A 15831-nucleotide genomic window follows, 5' to 3' on the forward strand; every position below is an offset into this window, starting at 1 on the left:
GGATCGCGATCCTGCCCCAGGGCGTTTTGCTCAACTACGGGGTTACAAAGAGCCACGGAGGTGATATTAGCTACTGTCCCATGTTGCGTACTGACATTTCCCTGAGTCGAGAGAGAGCTGCCCTCACTGTGATCGAGCTAGTACTGGTGATGGCGGTGGTGGGCATCCTCACCTCGCTGCTGGTAGTGGCGTTTTCGCAGACGCGGGTGGATTCGAAGATCAAGCGGGCCAACGCGGATCTGCACGTCATCCAAGTAGGGCTCGAGCAGTATCGAGGCAGATTCGGCGACTATCCTAGGATTCCCGACATCGACGGCGGAGCGGTCTTTCCAGATCCAGTCACCTCCAACAACAGCTATCTGCTCAACGCCTTAAGCGGCAAGATCGGCCCGTCTCACGCGGTGGTGGACGATGTGCCCTCGATGCTCAACCATGGCTTGCTCACGCTTTCGAATCCAGAGGACGGATACCCCATGGAGGACGCGGTGGACAACGAGCTGGTTGATCCCTGGGGGCATGCCTACGCGTACGACTATCGCCCAAAGGACGCTGGCTGGCTGATGTTTGGCTACAAGCTGTATTCGTTCGGTCCCGACGGGTCCGACGATTCCGGAGAGGGGGATGATATCGTCGCGGAATGAGAGGACTTGCTAAAACGGGATTCACTTTGTTCGAGGTGCTCGTTGCCTTGGGGATCATCGCGATCATCTCCGGCGCGGGTTTGTATTCGCTAGGAAGAGGCGAGGATCGTCGAGCACTCAATAAAGCGGCAAGAAGCATGCACGCCATGATTCGCGTCGCTCGAACCCAAGCCATCACCAACGGCGTGCATTCTCGCCTGATCATCAACTACGACCCCAGCGACCGCCAAAGCTGCCTGCGACAGATCGGGGTGGTGGTTGAGGATCCGAACGCAGGGAAGGATCGCTGGAGAGCCGTCGAGCGCGGGACCATGCTTCCGCAAGGCGTCTTCGTCGTGCCGTGGAGCGGAGATGCTGTTTCGTTCTCCGAAGATTGGACTTCTCAAGAGCGGCGCAGCTGGTACCGCATCGATCAGAACGAAGCGGAAAATTCGGCAGTGTTCAAATACGACTATCCCCTGAAAGCGGCGGTGCCGGAGGGGCAGGGCCAGGATTGGATCGTCTATCAGTTCGCCCCGAACGGCAGGGTGTCGCCGGCCCAATGGGGCGGTGGCGACCACCAACCCGCAAATCGCATCGTGCTCGCCAACGCGGGATGGGACGCTGATAAGATCGCTTTTCGCACGCCGGAGCGGTTGATCGCGATTTCCTTCAAGCTATCGGGCGCCAGTATCCAAAACGAACTGACGGAATTGGAGGAGATGGAATGACCCGGCATCGCCATCCTTTCGTCGACAGACGCGCTGCGTGGAAACGAAGCGCTTTCACCCTATTGGAAGTCGTGGTGACCCTTGCTATGTTGGCTGTCATCGCCATCCCAGCTCTTGGTCTCGCGACTATGGCGATTAGTCGCAACAAGGACCAGATGACCATCGGCAATGCCACCGAACTGAAAAACCGTATCGATCTGGCCCTCAAAGCGGATCGGGACCTGACCTCAGGCGTTTTCGAGGAATCCTTCCTGCAAAGCGGACCGTTCGTCATTTTCGCGAGCGAAGACCTCGAGTACATCGAGCACGGAACGCTCAGCGAGGAGAACGACCAATTCTATCGCATATCGGTCTCCGAGCCTGCTGGCTATCGCTATGCGGATGAGGACGCCTATCGGGTGATGACTTACGAGTTCGTGTGGCCTTGGAACGGAGAAAATCCGGATCGGAACCAGCTTTTCTTCACGACCGTATTCAGAAAGTTATGACGAATTTCTCTAGAAACGGATTTACGCTGATCGAGCTGATCGTCGCGATGGCGATCTCAGTGGTGATCGCGGCTTTCGTTTTCAGTTTTGGCTCGAGCCTAGCCGGCATTTGGAAAAACGCCAGCGGGCAAATCGATGCCGAACTCGATGCCAACCTCGCTCTGGATCAGATCGCCCGCGATCTGGAGTCAGCGATCATGCTGGAGAAAGCGAGTGGCGATGTGATGTTCGCTGTCGACATGCTGTCCAAGGAGGATATCTCAGCCATCCCCTTGAACGATCGCCTCTGGAAGATCGGCAGCGCCAGCCGGCCGGAAACGCTCGACGTGCATCTCTCGAACCACAACTACGGCTGGGCCGGCGCTTGGCTGCGCTTCTTTTCCTGCCAGCCGAGCGTGAACGCCGTTTCCTATCGCATCATTCGGAGGCCAGGCTTCACCGATTCCTCGACCGATCGCTATGTGCTCAACCGAAGCGTGGTCAGACAGGATCACACGTTGGCTGCGGGCTGGGATATCACCAAGGGCGACTACGTGGATGGCTCGATTTCGAGAACGTCATACGATCTCGCTCCGAACATCAAGTTTCCCACCATCGACAACGCGTTTCTGGAAAACGTAGTGGATTTCGGGGTACGCCTCTATGTGTACGAAGCCGGAGCTCGGACGGAAGATGCTCCGTTCGGGATGCGGCTCGTCTTCCCTGCTGACGAGAATTCGCGACTGTCCGATGCGGATCGAACGCATCGGGGCCGAGCACGCCGCAACGTGACGAGTGAGAACCGTTATCCTGATGTCGTCGAAGTGTTCGTTCGAGTGCTCACCCAAAATGGAGCGGATCTCCTGAGAGAGCTAGAAAATGGAGCAGGGCAGTCCGACTACGAAGCCATCGTGTCGAGTCACAGCCGAGTCTACCGAAGGACGGTGAGCGTAGCGGGAACTCAATCGGAGCAATGAAACGGATCGAGACAGGAAAGCCGACGGTTTCGTTGCGTCAGCGAAAAGGATTTGCCATCGTATTGGTGGCGGCTCTCGCCGGATTGGTGTTTCTACTGGGGGCCTCGCTCGTCGCCGTGTCGCAACTACAGCGCGCTTCGGCCCAATACGATCAACGCATGCAGCTCGCCCGCGACCACGCCCGAGCATCCTTCGAAATGGCCTTGGGCGAGCTTCAGCGACATGCCGGGCAGGATACCACGGTGACGTTCACCGCGGACGCTTATCGTTCGCCAAGGGATGAGGATTTCAATGCGCCGAGCGATCCTGCCACCTCGGGCGTTTATCAACCCTTCTGGACTGGCGTATCCAACGTAACCGGCGGGCCGCGATGGTTGGTGTCTAGGCCTTTCGGTCAATCCTTGGAACCGGATCCGCTGAAAGAAATACCGGATCCTGTCACGCTCGTGGCTAGAGGCTCAGCGAAGCCGGCCAACGACTCGGATCAAGCCAGGCATGATGTCAGAGTCCCGAAGGCTCCGATCAAGGCAAAGGGCGTGCTAGGCTACCCTGCGCAAGAGGAAAGAGCCATTGGCCACACCGCCTACTGGGTCGGCGACCTCGGCGTCAAAGCCAGCTACGCCTTGTACGACAAGAGCGGCCAAGTGGAACACTACAAGGACAGCGAGAAGCTACGCCTGCGGCAAATGACCGCGTCTAATCCTCGTCACGACACAGTCGATACAAACCCCGTGCCCGTCGTCGCAGACGATGGAACCGTGTCGTATGACGACACGAACCCGATTCGAATCGATCAATATGTGAACGACTTCCAGTTTCGCCATCGGTTTGGCAGCGCCAATGACGATCCGTACTTTTTCTTAAACGACCTCACCGAAGACGACGTCCAAAGGCGTTTTCATGACTACACGCCCCTCTCTATCGGCATCCTCTGCAACACCGCCGAGGGCGGTTTGAAAAAGGATCTGACACCTGGAGTTGATATTGGGGAATCTGAAGGAGAGGAGCTATGGGATGGAACAGAGCTACAACGATTCAGTAATTTGTCGTTTCTAATAGAGCCTACCGCAAGCGCCTCGAATGGCTTGGCCTTGGCCTACGAGATCAGTCCAAGTGACAGTGAATCAGATACTCTCTTTTTTCATCCCATTCTCACCGACTTCAATCTGCGGGTAGGGTTTTGGCTACGATTCCAAGGTAATGTTGGAGAGTTGGTTCTGGGATACAACTTGGCAACCGAGCTATGGAATCCTTACTCTGCCACATTGATTCAAGATGGCAATATCAGGGTTAGGATCGAAAAACTGCCGTCTATCGCAGGAACCCTGAGAGGGCCTAGTGATACACGTGAATTTCTACTTAACCTGGAGGATGAAAGCCAGGTCTCGAGACCAATATACGAGCTGAGTAAATCGGTTTGGAGACCCGGAGAGATCGCGTTGTTCTCCGGGATCAGCGCAGTTCAACCTTCAAGCGACGTACATGAGCTTGATCGATTCAACCACGCCTCTATTGCTGAGGGGTTGCAACCAAGAATCTTTCGAGAGTCGGAAAGCGAGACTGTCCAACTTGATTTTAGTTTCGTAGATCCTGCTGACCCGACCACAGTCGTTCCTGCGTCTCTCGACGTTGTTCTCGAGATCGATCGAGACGGATCCTTTATACGATTGGCTACTTACCGTTTGTCAGGTGAAGATTTACTTTTTCGTGCCAGCGAAGAAACGGTTGACCTAGGTATCGAATCGGACGCAACCTTTGCATTTACGTGGTCATTGAGTGACGAGGTTTTAAGTTCGGATTCTTTCAATGTACAAAAAACTGAATACGAGTTCGCGGACATTGCGTCGAGTTTCACCAGCGAAGTGATTTCAGAGGATGCGTTGAATTCTCAGATCGTAGATGGCTCAATCACGCTCCTCGGCAGAAGGCCAGTGTCTGCTTCATCTGATGATTGGTCTTACGATATTCCATACGCTGAGATACCGCGACAAGAACTCACTTCTGTCGCAATGCTCAACCAATTCGGAGGCAGCTATGAAGGTCAGCCAGGAAAAGTCTCTTCGATACTCAACCCTCTTTTTGATACGAGTTTTTTCTCCACGGTTCCTCGCACCGGTCTGAATGCTCTAAACAATCTCATTCTACCGAATGCGCATCTGCGAATCGAAGGAACTCCGACCGTCAGCGACCTGCAATCCATCAGGAGCGCTCAGTACCTCAAAGTACACGGGCAATTCAACGTGAACTCTACCTCGAAGAATGCTTGGGCGGCGATATTGAGAGCAGTCGCGATGGATAACTGGCAATATGTGGCGCCGATCGTCGAAGAGGAGGACGAGGGTATTGGTATGTTAGATACAAGCGGCAAGTTCCTGTTTTTCAATTTTCCGCAAGCTTCACAAGAGGTTTATTCAGGTTCCTACGATTCCCCTTTTGCCGACAGAATCGTGAAGCTTCGTAGAGGAATCATTCCACTAGACGATGGGGAAATTGTGGATCTTGCTCATAACATTGTATCCGAAATACGACAACACTTCGTGGCAGAAGGTGGTAGGCCGTTCAGGTCTATCGAGGATTTTCTAGATTCGGCGATCCTCGAAAGCGCGATCGCTGAAACATCGATCAACGACCCAGTACCGGATGGAGAGGAACCTCGCGGCATACTCACTCAATCCACCATCATGAACGCATTGGCGCCTTATCTATCGGCTCGGAGCGAAACATTTTTGATTCGGGCCTATGGGGATGCGGTGGATCCCGCCGATCCGAGTGACGTCTGGGCGAGGGCCTACTGCGAAGCGGTGGTGAGAAGGACGGTGGAAAAACATGAAACAGACTCCAATCCATCAGACACCATGAGCGCGACTTCGTCCGACGCCGGCGAGTTCGGTCGAAAGTTCGAGGTGATCGCCTTTCGATGGATGGATCCGGCGGACCTGTAGCCAATCCGCATGCTCCAGGCCGGGCGCGCCTGCTCCGTTTCAGAGTGAACTAGAGCGCGGCAGGTCGTACCCGCTCGGCGACTCGCGATTCGCAAGCCTCTCTCCCCCAGGGAGTTTTCATTTTTGCAAAAAAGGGGTTGAAACGTCGGTGAAGACCGTCGAGCCTCCGCGTTGGCCAGGTCCTATGCGATGATGGACGGGCGAATCCCGCCAGGACCGGAAGGTAGCAACGGTAGTCACGCTCCACATGCGCCGTAGGGTGCCTGGCCACCTTTTTTTTCCCAAGACATGAGCAGCGAAGGCTATCAGGTAATTGCCCGCAAGTGGCGCCCGCAGAAGTTCGACGACGTGGTCGGACAGGAGCACGTGGTGCGGACCCTGAAGAACGCTATCGAGCAGAATCGCATCGCTCACGCCTACCTCTTCGTAGGACCGCGCGGGACCGGCAAGACCACCACCGCCCGCATCTTCGCCAAATGCCTCAATTGCGAAGGCGGCCCGTTGGTCGATCCGCCTGAAGACTCCGAGATCTGCAAGGCGATCATGAACGGCAGCTGCATGGATGTGCTGGAGATCGACGGGGCATCCAACAACGGGGTGGAGCAGGTGAGGGCTCTGCGCGAGGACGCCCAATACGCCCCGAGCCAAGGCAAGTTCAAGGTCTACATCATCGACGAGGTGCACATGCTTTCCACCGGAGCCTTCAACGCGCTGCTGAAGATCCTCGAAGAGCCGCCGGCCCACGTGAAGTTCGTTTTCGCCACCACAGAGGCGCACAAGGTCCTGCCGACCATCGTGTCGCGTTGCCAGCGCTTCGACCTCAAGCCAATTCCGGAAAAGCTCATCCAGGAGCGCCTCGCCTTCATCGCTAAGGCGGAGGGCATTGAGGCCGACGACGCGGCCCTGAGCGCCGTCGCTCGGCTGGCAGACGGAGGGATGCGCGATTCGCAGTCCATCCTCGACCAGCTGATCGCCTTCTGCGGGAAGAAGATCACCGAAGCGGACGTGCTTCAGGTCTACGGTCTGGTCAGCGCGGACGACATTGACGCCCTCGCCATCGCCATCGCCACGGGTGACCACCCGCGCGTGCTGGAATTGAGCGACCAGTTCGACGCCTCTGGACAGGATTTCTACCGCGCACTGGTGGACCTGCAGGCCCGGGTGCGCCACGCCTTGATCGAAGCGGTGCGCGGAGGAGGGCAGACCGATAGTCTCGGCACCCCGCTGAGCACCGAATCGCTCACCCGTTTGCTCGATAGCCTGCGGCAGAGCGAATCCGGTTTGAAGTTTGGCCTCACCGAAAAGGTCAACTTCGAGGTCGCGTTGTTGAAGGCCTCCGAGGAATGCCGAGCCCGGGCCATCGACAGTTTGATTCGCGAACTTTCGTCCCTAGCGGAGAACCTTCCGGAAACCGCTGACGAAAAAAAAAACGGCTGAGCGTCCCTGAACGGATTCCCTACACTGCGAATTCCATCAAAGCCGCTCCTGCTCGTCCGGATCCGGTAGCCCCTCCGCCGGGCAGTCCCCCAGCTACAGACGAGCTAACCCCGGCCCACGAGGCGGACTACCAGATCGACGCTCCCGACGACGCCGATCTCGCCGAAATGCTCGGCAGCGCCATGCCGGTGAGAGACGAGGATATCGTGCCGGAAGACGGGTCCGAGCTGCCGGACATCGATACGTTGAAGAAGCGCATTCCTGAAAAGACGCAGGTGCTGATGGAGGAACTCTTTCGGGCCAAGCTCCAGAAGGTGGAGCGAGTGAATCCGAAAAAGATAAAGTAGGCCTGCCGGCTGACCGCCCTGGCCCATGTCGCCGCAAGCGGGCGAACCGCGAAGCGTCTTCTCGTATCCGGAAATTGGAGATGCCTCGAGTTAGAGGCTTCGATCCGATTGCTCGACGAGCCAGTCGCGCAGCGTCGACAGATCTTCGTCCTTCAGGCTCATTTTCAAGTAGTTCGGGTCGAGCTCGAACGCTTTCAGAAGATAGAGCTTGGCGGAATCCAATTCGTCACTGCAACACGCGTAGCAGCCAAGGTTGTAGTGGATGATGGCTTCGTCAGGGAAGCGTTTGGCGGCTGTCTCCAGAATGCTGCGGGCGCCCGAGAGCGAGTTCGCCCGGCGCGTGACGAAAGCGAGATTGACCAGGTTTCCGGGATCGCTGGTTTCCAGCGACGCCAGATGGTTCGCCACTGGCAAGGCGTCGTTCCACCGCTCGGCTTCCATCAGAATCGCCAGTTTCATTTGCTGGGTCTCCTTGCGTTGCTCGTTCGGCGGACTCAAGTCCGCGAGCTCCCGCAGCGCGTCGTCAAACATGCCGAGCTCGCGATACCCGTTTGCGTAGGTCAAGGTCTTGCGGTACAGGATCTTTTCGCGCTCGCTCTGCATTCGGCTCAAGCGTGGAAGGAGCGGGTGGATCAGGCAATAGCGAAACGAGCGCGGAGAAGAGGAGAGAAAAGCGCAACCGGGCTTCAAGCCAGGTTCCGCCTTCCAATCGACATCCCCCTGTCGAATCCTATCGTTGCGAATGAACCTTCACACGCAGGCGCTTCATCAGCGGCGATCGACGGACGAGACCGGAAGATGTCTAGAAAACCGGTCTCGCGTTTCGAAGCGCCGCCAAGTGGCACGGATCGTTCCGGGCTTCTGGACGATCACTGTTCGGCAGCGTCGTCTGAGTTGTCGAGCGGGCAGTCTCCGCGACCCGGTCCGCCCCGATGCTTCCGGCCCATAGCCGATAGAGCGTTGAGAAGCTCTTCGGAGTCGAGCACGGCGTCTTCGTCGGCGTCGAAGTCTTCGATCAGTCGGGCGGCGAGGTCTTCAGGACCTATCGGTCCACGACCCTTGCGATCATTGTTCAGCCCCTTGCCTGGGCGCTCCGCCCGTTGCTCCATGCGCTTCTCTCGCATTCCTTGCAGGGCGGTGGCAAGCTCCTGCTGAGTGAGCGTATTGCTCTCGTCCGTATCGTAGTCGGTGAAGAACTCGACCACGACCTCTTCGGCAGGCGGAGGAGGCGGGGGTGGTCCCCAGGGTCGGGCGGATGCGGTGGCTGCGATGATACTGGCCAATGGAACAAGCCCTCCGGCGATGAGTAGTTTCGTTTTCATTACGTTTTCCTTTCGTTGATTCGTTTGAGTCCGTTTTCGGAAGCGCTCTGGCTCCTCGTTTGCAGGTCCCTAGTAAAGCGCAGGGAAATTACAGGGCTTTGGCGGCGCCCATTACACATTTGTAATGAAGCAGGCGCTTGTATTGAGGACGAGGCGGGCAATACTCGTCGAAGAAATGAAGCTGCTACTGATCGAAGATGAGAAGAAGATCTCGGACTTTGTCGTCAAAGGGCTGAGGGAGCAGGGGTTCGTGGTCGAACATGCTAGCGATGGGAACGATGGCTACCTGCACGCCACCACGCAAAGCTACGATGTGATCATTCTCGACATCATGCTACCGGGGCGCGATGGGCTGAGCATTCTCAAAGCGCTTCGCAAATCGGGCAATACGGTGCCCGTCATTCTCGTGACGGCGCGGGGCGAGCTTGATGAGCGGTTGGAGGGCTTGAATCTAGGCGCCGATGACTACCTGACGAAACCGTTCTACTTGGACGAGCTCATCGCTCGCATCCAGGCTTTGCATCGGCGCTCGACCGGGACTCAGCTTAGTTTGATGCAGGTGGGAGATCTCGTGATCAATCTAACCACACGAGAAGCAAAGCGTGGCGACGAGGCGATCGAGCTGACCATGCGCGAGTTCAATCTGCTCGAGTATTTGATGCGCTCGCCAGCCCGCGTGCTCACGCGTACCCAAATTTTGGAGCACGTGTGGGGGTACGATTTCGACCCCAATACCAATGTAGTCGATGTTTGCATACAAAGGCTTCGAAAAAAGGTCGACGCCGGTAGGGAAACCGCCTTGATCGAGACCGTACGGGGAGCGGGTTATCGAATGAAGAAGCTATGAGGTCGTTTCGCTTGCGTTTGATCCTCTGGACGATCCTGATCTGCGGGACCGTGATGCTCGTCTTTGGTATCGGTACCGACATCGGGATCAGGACCCTGCGATTGAAGAGCTTCAACGCCCAACTGGAGCGGTTTGTCGATCGCCCCGCGCCGCCTCTCTCCCATTCTCGCTATTGGCAGCGCTTCGGAAACGAGGCGATCTACGAAATCGAACGCGATCTCGGAACGCGCGCCTTCACGCTCATATACCAAGAGCAGGCTCCGCGAACGAAAGAGCAGGCGACGGAAGGGGACGCTCGCTATTGGGGCGATTGGGACGCTGTTTTCAGCGAGAGCGTGTCTTTGCCCGGCGTGATTGGCGAGCTGGATGAAGCTCCGGAATCGCCGCCGCCTCCAGGGGAGAGCGCGTTGGCGCCGGAACCCCGTGTAAGGCAAGGAGGCTGGCGGCGTGTCGGGCCGGACCGCTTTCCCGCATTCGACGGCCAGAGACCGCGCATCTCATTCTTTGATCATCAGTCCAGCGGCGAGGACAATGCTCGTTGGAGGTTCGTCGTGGCTCAGTTTTCTGGATACAATGTTCTTCTCGGGGCTGACTTGGAACCGGTATTGGCGGAACTGAGACAGTCCCGTCTGGCCTTGGTTAGCATGTTTCCGCTGGCCATCGCGATACTCGCCGCGAGTATTTGGATTTTCGCTACGAGAGCGATGTCACCGATCAGACGGTTGAGTGAAGCGGCCCGGCTTGTTTCCGCTCGGAGACTGGACGCTCGACTTGATGCCCAAGGAGAGGATAAGGAATTCGCCGAGTTGATCCATGTCTTTAACTCCATGCTGGAGCGATTGGAGAAGAGTTTTCGCCAAGCTACCCGCTTCAGCGCCGATGCGGCCCACGAGTTCAAGACCCCCCTTGCCATCCTGCAAGGCCAACTGGAGCTTGGCCTTCAGAAGGCTCCTGACAATAGCGAACAACAACGGCTGCTGGCGAATTTGCTGGAGGAGGTGGAACGTTTGAAAAGCGTTTCTCGAAAGCTGCTTCTTCTCGCGCGGGCGGACGCGGGCAAGCTGCCGTTAAACCTCGAAAGCGCGAGTGTAAGGGTGTTGTTGGAAGACTGTATCGATGCTTTGGATATTGATAGCGATTCGCTGCGCATCGAGTATCAGAACGGGCGAGATGTTAGGGTCGAATGCGACGTCTCGCTGACGCGACAGATTCTGATGAACCTGATCAGCAACGCGGAGAAATACCGCTATCCGGAGAAGAGCCGCATCGAAATTTCGGTCCTGATCGAGGACGCTAGCCGAATGGCGTTGAGAATCGAAAACGATTGCGCCCCGCTCTCGCCGGAGGAGCGCGATACCTTGTTCGATCGATTCACGAGGGGTGACGCTTCGCGAAATCGTAGCACGGATGGGACTGGGCTGGGACTGAGTCTGGCTATGGAATTCGCCAACGCTCAAGGAGGCGATCTGAGGCTCGTCGCTTCGGATGTGGATACGCGAGCGATTTTCGAGCTACGCTTGCCCTTGGCGAAGGCTCCCATTTCAGGGAACTAGCTTGGCTGTTGGGCTCGTTGTTGGATTGACCACCTCGCGAGTGTTGGCTATCGCGTTGCTCATCATGCGGAATAAAGGTCTCAATGGGTATCGAGCGTTGATGACAGTGATCGTGGCGGGCCTGCTCCTTTTGCTATCCGGTTGCGAGTCATCGAACATCCAGTACAACAAGCAAGGCTATGCGTCGCGATTCGGCGTGATGTCCCTAGGTCCGGATGGCAAGTACCACGTCTATGCCGAAACCACCCAGATCCATCGCCATGTTTCCCAGGACTACGCGCATGGCTTCGAAGTGAAGCGACGCGACAACGGGCGTTTCATGGGGTACTTCGAGGTCCGTTTCCCGGAGCCTATCGAGATTTCTCCCGAGTTGGAGAAGCATTACACAGTGCTTGAGGGGGGGCGGGTGATCCGCTCCGAATCCGAGTTGCATTGGGGGCTCTACAGCAGTCCATTCTGGTTTTCGGAAGACGATCCGCTCGGACAGTACGAGCTCAGCATCTACATCGATGGAGAGCTCTATCGCACCATCCAGTACGATGTGGTGCCCTTCGAGAGTGGCCTGCCGTTTTAGGCGAGCGCCTGTCACCTTCGCCGACAAGCGTCGACAACGCTTACAGGGACTGCTGCATCGATCAATTGATCGATAAATTAACATTTGCGCAAGTTGCTGTGGAACAAAGCGTAACGCGTCCGCTTGCGGCGCTATACGTAAGGCGGCATGGGGTTTGCTGAGAGCTTGCGGAACTCCAACTATCTATCGCCAAGATGACAAACAAGACACTCGCCACACTCTTCTTCGCCGCAACCACCGCCCTCGTTGCCACAAGCACCGCCTCCGCGGTATCGCTCAAGTCCCTGACTGACGGATACGACGTATTCGTACAGGGTAACGCTACTCTAAATGGAAGCGTTCATGTGGAAGGATCTATTGCTGTTGGGGGTACTTTAACCACCAACGGGAACCAGAATTCGTTTGGATACCACCCCTCTGCGTCTGACTACACGATTCTCGCAAATTCAGTCGACTTTAACGGTATTGATAACGGGAAGTACGCTAACGATCATAACCACAATTCGAGAATAGGGACGCTGAACAGCCAAGTGATCCAACCTGACGGAATCTACGAAGGCAGCACTCGCATCTTCAATTTTGATGGTAAGGGTAGCGCTGTTGAAGATGCTATCGATTCGAATTATTTTAGCCGCAAGATTGGAGGGCTCGTTGATTTCTCCAACACTCTCAAGGGACTTGATGACACTAATGTAATCAGCGACTTTTTTGACACCAACTCGGCGCCGAACACAAATCTAACACTAGAGTTTGGAGCAAGTCCGGGATTGAAGGTTATTAGTACTACATGGAATAGCATAACCAATATCGTCGGGAACTTGCAGACAATAGGTACGGCACTCGCCGGCGAAGCTTACGTAATTAACGTAGACTTAACTGGAATAGGTACAAACTCCTTCGGAAACTTTAACGTCCAAGGACGCAACGCAAGTCTCGTTGCTGATAGCGCGGATTTCATCCTATGGAATTTTTTCGCCAGTGACGATAGCGTTCTAAAATTTGAAAAGGGCTGGCTTGGCAGCGTTTTGGCTCCAACCTTAGATGTCTCAAACGCATCTAATGACATTGACGGAATGATTGTCGCAAGGAGCTTGGAATACACAGGAGGAGAAATACATGTCGACCCTTACGACTACGACTTCGAAGTCCCCGATGCCGGTTCCACCGCTTTGCTGCTGATTTTGAGCGCTCCGTTGTTCTTCTTCGCGCGTCGTCGATTGCGCTAAGCGGACGAATCGAAACCAAAGAATTTGTAGAAACGCGGGCCTGCGAGAGCGGGCTCGCTTTTTTTTGTCACGGGCTGGGGGTTATTTCGATCACGGTGAGTTCGTTGGGGGCGAGCAGGCGGAGCTGCGGTCCCCAGGATCCGGTGCCGCGGCTGAGGTAAAGGTATTGTTTCGGGGCCAGTTCGCTGAGACCAGGTTTCGCTTTGTATGCAAGCTTGGTCAGCAGGTGAAAAGGAGCGATCTGGCCGCCATGGGTGTGCCCCGACAGTTGGAGATCGAACCGACCTTTGGATGCTGGCTCGAAAGCCGGTCGATGCTTCAGCAGCAGGGTGAAGGCCTTGTTGGTGATCAGGCCAAGCGCCGTGTCCTCGTCCGGACGCATGGGAGAAGCGGGATCTTCGACGCCTGCCACACGCATGGTCTCGAGTACGAAGCTCGCTTCGTTTCGCAACGGTTTGAAGCCTGCCAACTCCGTCAGCGAGAGGGCGTCGTCGAGCCCTGCGTAGACCTCGTGATTACCCGAGACCGCGAACTTGCCCAGAGGCGCGTCGATCGAGCGCAGTGCGTCCACAAACGGGGCCATGAGCTCGAGATAGCCGTCGAACAGGTCTCCGGTGGACACCACCAGGTCCGGCTTTTCCTCATTGATGCGAGCTACCAGCTTCTTGACCCGTTTGAGCGAACTGCTATCGCCCAGATGAAGATCGGAGATCTGGATGATCTTCAAGGGCCGGTCTGCGAAAAGCTCTTTGTTGGAAACCATGGATACACGTTTGACCCGCACGCGCTGGGCCTCCCAACCGGCCCACATCCCTAGCGAGCCCGTGCCGATGGCGACGATCCAGAACTGGGCGCGATCGCTCAAGGAGCTCGTGAAGAGCTGAGCGAGGTCAGTCAGCGCCGCTAAGGTCAAAGCGATTCCCGCCAGCCCGAGCCAGGTATAGCCGATCCAGGAGAAAGGGAGCGAGGCGCGGATCGCCTTCCGCTTTTCAAGAAAGACCGCGGCGAAGAGCGAGAGAAAGAGAAGCCCGATCGACGTGGCCCAGAAGACCTCCAGCTGAGGAAAGGCAGTCCAGGCCGTCCGAAAGAGATAGACGTTTATCAGCCCGTAGAGACCTACGAAGATTAAGATCTGCATACAACGCGCGCGGCGTCCAGTTTGGAGAAATGGGAGAGGCGACCAACCGTATTCACCATTCGACTACCATACCTCCGCCAGCAGATCGTTCATCATTTCGAAGGCACGCTGAGCTGAGCGGGCGTTGTAGCGAGATCCGTCCGAATCGGCTTCGGGGTTGGTGAAGCTGTGAACGGTGCCGCTGAATTGCACGAGCTGCCAGTCAACACCGGTCTCCAGCATTACGGAAACGAAGCTGTCTACATCCGTCTGGGGCACGTAGGGATCTTCGGCCCCGTGCAGAACCAGGACCTTGGCATGCGTTCTACCCGCGTCCTCTTGCAATGTTGGCGACAGCAGGTCGCCGTGGAAGGAAACGATCGCGTCGAGGTCCGCCCCCGTCCTGCCTAGTTCCAGAACGGCGCCACCGCCGAAGCAGAAGCCGATCGCAGCGATCTTTTGCTCATCCAGCCCGTGCTTCGATCCCGCATCTCGGAAAACCTCGAGCGCCTTCTGGGCCCTAGCGCGCATCAGGTCGCGATCCCCGCGTAGCGTTCCGGCGGCCGCCCCTGCCTCCTGGCCGTTGCTTGGCCGCGTATCCACCCCGTACATATCGACCATCATGACCAGCCGGGAGTCTCCGGCCACCAGTTTGGCTTTTTCCAAGGAAGCCTCCGTCGGGCCCATCCAGTTGGGGATCATCAGAACTCCAGGCGCTTTCGTCGAAACGTTGCTCGGATAGACGAGAACGCTCTCGAAGGTGACGCCGTCAAGTTCGTAGGAGAGGGTTTCAGTCTCGAGCGGCTTCGCCGACGCGAAGGAGATGAGCAAAGCGGAGCAGAGGAATAGCGTGTAGCGTTTTTTCATGAAGTACGGTTAGGTTGAGTTGGTTTCCTTGAGGGCAGACGTTCGCCTCAGCGAACGGATTGCAGCGCAGCGCGTTCCGGTCGGAGAAGAACACTGGGACTCATTTGACGCGCTGCCACAATTGGCTCCGGCCGATTAGCGAAATTCCGATGTATCCGCGAACGTCTAGAACTTGGCCGTGTTTTCTGAGCCTCAAATGAGCGGAATAGATCTTGCCGTTGTTGGGGTCGAGGATCTCTCCGCCGGACCACTTGTTTTTATTCGGTTTGAATCCCCAGAGAATGGTCATGCCAAGGATCGGCTGATCGCGTCGCTCGCCCTCGCATTCCTCGCAGACCCGGTCTCGCCTGTCGGGGGCGAGGATTTGCTCCACTACGCCCTTCAAGGTGCCGTCCTTGTCGCGCGATATGCGCACCAAGCTTTTCGCCTCGCCGGTTTCGTCGTCGATGGTCCTCCAGAGACCGACGGGGCTTTCGTTGGCGAAAGCGCAGGGGATTAGGAGGAACAGCAGTGGGAGCAATCGCTTCATCAGTGTTTTCAAAGGTGACAGACGGGTCCGGTTCGATCAACCCGCGCCGAGCAAGATTCGGGAATTTGCGGACCGTTCACCCCAAGGATGCGACGGTCTATCCCAACACCCTATCATCGAACGAGATATTAGGCTTAGGAATAAGGGCGAACAAATACGCTTATGTTGCCATCAAAAACAAGAAATACCCTTCGATCCTGCGTCCTGATGGTCGCGGGGCTTTTTATCTCCAGTCTTGGCTATTCTCAAGGCTGCGTCATCTCGCGCGGAGGCGC

16 protein-coding genes and 1 other RNA gene are annotated in these 15831 nt (G+C 56.5%); 12 read left to right on the forward strand and 5 right to left on the reverse strand.

Annotation, left to right across the window (positions count from 1 at the left end; translation table 11 throughout):
- Window positions 1–80: 80 nt before the first annotated feature.
- The 8 genes from QEH54_RS16165 (at window position 81) to QEH54_RS16200 (ending at window position 7521) form a co-directional block, all read left to right on the forward strand.
- Window positions 81–641 carry a type II secretion system protein GspG gene (locus QEH54_RS16165; RefSeq protein WP_309019745.1) on the forward strand — a complete coding sequence of 187 codons (561 nt, stop codon included), beginning with the start codon at window positions 81–83 and terminating at the stop codon, window positions 639–641.
- A complete protein-coding gene (locus QEH54_RS16170; RefSeq protein ID WP_309019746.1) occupies window positions 638–1351 on the forward strand; it encodes a type II secretion system protein in 714 nt (237 codons plus the stop codon). Before QEH54_RS16165 ends, QEH54_RS16170 begins: the two co-directional genes overlap by 4 nt.
- Entirely contained in the window at window positions 1348–1839 is a 492-nt protein-coding gene (locus QEH54_RS16175) for a type II secretion system protein (RefSeq protein ID WP_309019747.1), read from the forward strand. Before QEH54_RS16170 ends, QEH54_RS16175 begins: the two co-directional genes overlap by 4 nt.
- Window positions 1836–2795, forward strand: a complete 960-nt coding sequence (locus QEH54_RS16180) for a prepilin-type N-terminal cleavage/methylation domain-containing protein (protein ID WP_309019748.1) — start codon at window positions 1836–1838, stop codon at window positions 2793–2795. Before QEH54_RS16175 ends, QEH54_RS16180 begins: the two co-directional genes overlap by 4 nt.
- On the forward strand, window positions 2792–5737 hold the full coding sequence (locus QEH54_RS16185) for a hypothetical protein (RefSeq protein WP_309019749.1): 2946 nt from the start codon (window positions 2792–2794) through the stop codon (window positions 5735–5737). Before QEH54_RS16180 ends, QEH54_RS16185 begins: the two co-directional genes overlap by 4 nt.
- Before the next feature lie 173 nt (window positions 5738–5910).
- Window positions 5911–6009, forward strand: an RNA gene (ffs, locus tag QEH54_RS16190) — signal recognition particle sRNA small type.
- A gap of 16 nt (window positions 6010–6025) precedes the next feature.
- Window positions 6026–7174: a DNA polymerase III subunit gamma/tau gene (dnaX, locus tag QEH54_RS16195; protein WP_309019750.1), complete on the forward strand. Its 1149-nt coding sequence runs from the start codon at window positions 6026–6028 to the stop codon at window positions 7172–7174.
- Between the two features lie 167 nt (window positions 7175–7341).
- Entirely contained in the window at window positions 7342–7521 is a 180-nt protein-coding gene (locus QEH54_RS16200) for a hypothetical protein (RefSeq protein WP_309019751.1), read from the forward strand.
- A 90-nt stretch (window positions 7522–7611) separates the two neighbouring features.
- Here the strand turns inward: QEH54_RS16200 and QEH54_RS16205 are convergent, their stop codons facing one another.
- Together QEH54_RS16205 and QEH54_RS16210 are read right to left on the reverse strand one after the other, a co-directional pair.
- A complete protein-coding gene (locus QEH54_RS16205) occupies window positions 7612–8133 on the reverse strand; it encodes a hypothetical protein (protein ID WP_309019752.1) in 522 nt (173 codons plus the stop codon).
- Window positions 8134–8390: 257 nt separating this feature from the next.
- Window positions 8391–8843 carry a hypothetical protein gene (locus QEH54_RS16210; RefSeq protein ID WP_309019753.1) on the reverse strand — a complete coding sequence of 151 codons (453 nt, stop codon included), beginning with the start codon at window positions 8841–8843 and terminating at the stop codon, window positions 8391–8393.
- A gap of 175 nt (window positions 8844–9018) precedes the next feature.
- Between QEH54_RS16210 and QEH54_RS16215 the strand changes: the two genes are divergently transcribed.
- The 4 genes from QEH54_RS16215 (at window position 9019) to QEH54_RS16230 (ending at window position 13043) form a co-directional block, all read left to right on the forward strand.
- On the forward strand, window positions 9019–9690 hold the full coding sequence (locus QEH54_RS16215; protein WP_309019754.1) for a response regulator transcription factor: 672 nt from the start codon (window positions 9019–9021) through the stop codon (window positions 9688–9690).
- Window positions 9687–11243: an ATP-binding protein gene (locus QEH54_RS16220; RefSeq protein WP_309019755.1), complete on the forward strand. Its 1557-nt coding sequence runs from the start codon at window positions 9687–9689 to the stop codon at window positions 11241–11243. Before QEH54_RS16215 ends, QEH54_RS16220 begins: the two co-directional genes overlap by 4 nt.
- Window positions 11244–11307: 64 nt before the next feature.
- Entirely contained in the window at window positions 11308–11817 is a 510-nt protein-coding gene (locus QEH54_RS16225; RefSeq protein WP_309019756.1) for a hypothetical protein, read from the forward strand.
- A gap of 194 nt (window positions 11818–12011) precedes the next feature.
- The gene (locus tag QEH54_RS16230; protein WP_309019757.1) at window positions 12012–13043 is read left to right on the forward strand and encodes a VPDSG-CTERM sorting domain-containing protein; all 1032 of its coding nucleotides are present in this window, start codon (window positions 12012–12014) and stop codon (window positions 13041–13043) included.
- Window positions 13044–13110: 67 nt separating this feature from the next.
- Here the strand turns inward: QEH54_RS16230 and QEH54_RS16235 are convergent, their stop codons facing one another.
- From QEH54_RS16235 to QEH54_RS16245, 3 genes are all read right to left on the reverse strand, one after another.
- Window positions 13111–14181, reverse strand: coding sequence for a metallophosphoesterase (locus QEH54_RS16235; protein ID WP_309019758.1), 1071 nt, complete (start codon window positions 14179–14181; stop codon window positions 13111–13113).
- A 63-nt stretch (window positions 14182–14244) separates the two neighbouring features.
- On the reverse strand, window positions 14245–15027 hold the full coding sequence (locus QEH54_RS16240) for a dienelactone hydrolase family protein (protein ID WP_309019759.1): 783 nt from the start codon (window positions 15025–15027) through the stop codon (window positions 14245–14247).
- Window positions 15028–15127: 100 nt separating this feature from the next.
- Entirely contained in the window at window positions 15128–15556 is a 429-nt protein-coding gene (locus QEH54_RS16245) for a DUF2147 domain-containing protein (protein WP_309019760.1), read from the reverse strand.
- Between the last annotated feature and the right edge of the window lie 275 nt (window positions 15557–15831).

This window comes from Pelagicoccus sp. SDUM812003 (genome assembly GCF_031127815.1).
Classification (GTDB): Bacteria; Verrucomicrobiota; Verrucomicrobiia; order Opitutales; family Opitutaceae; genus Pelagicoccus.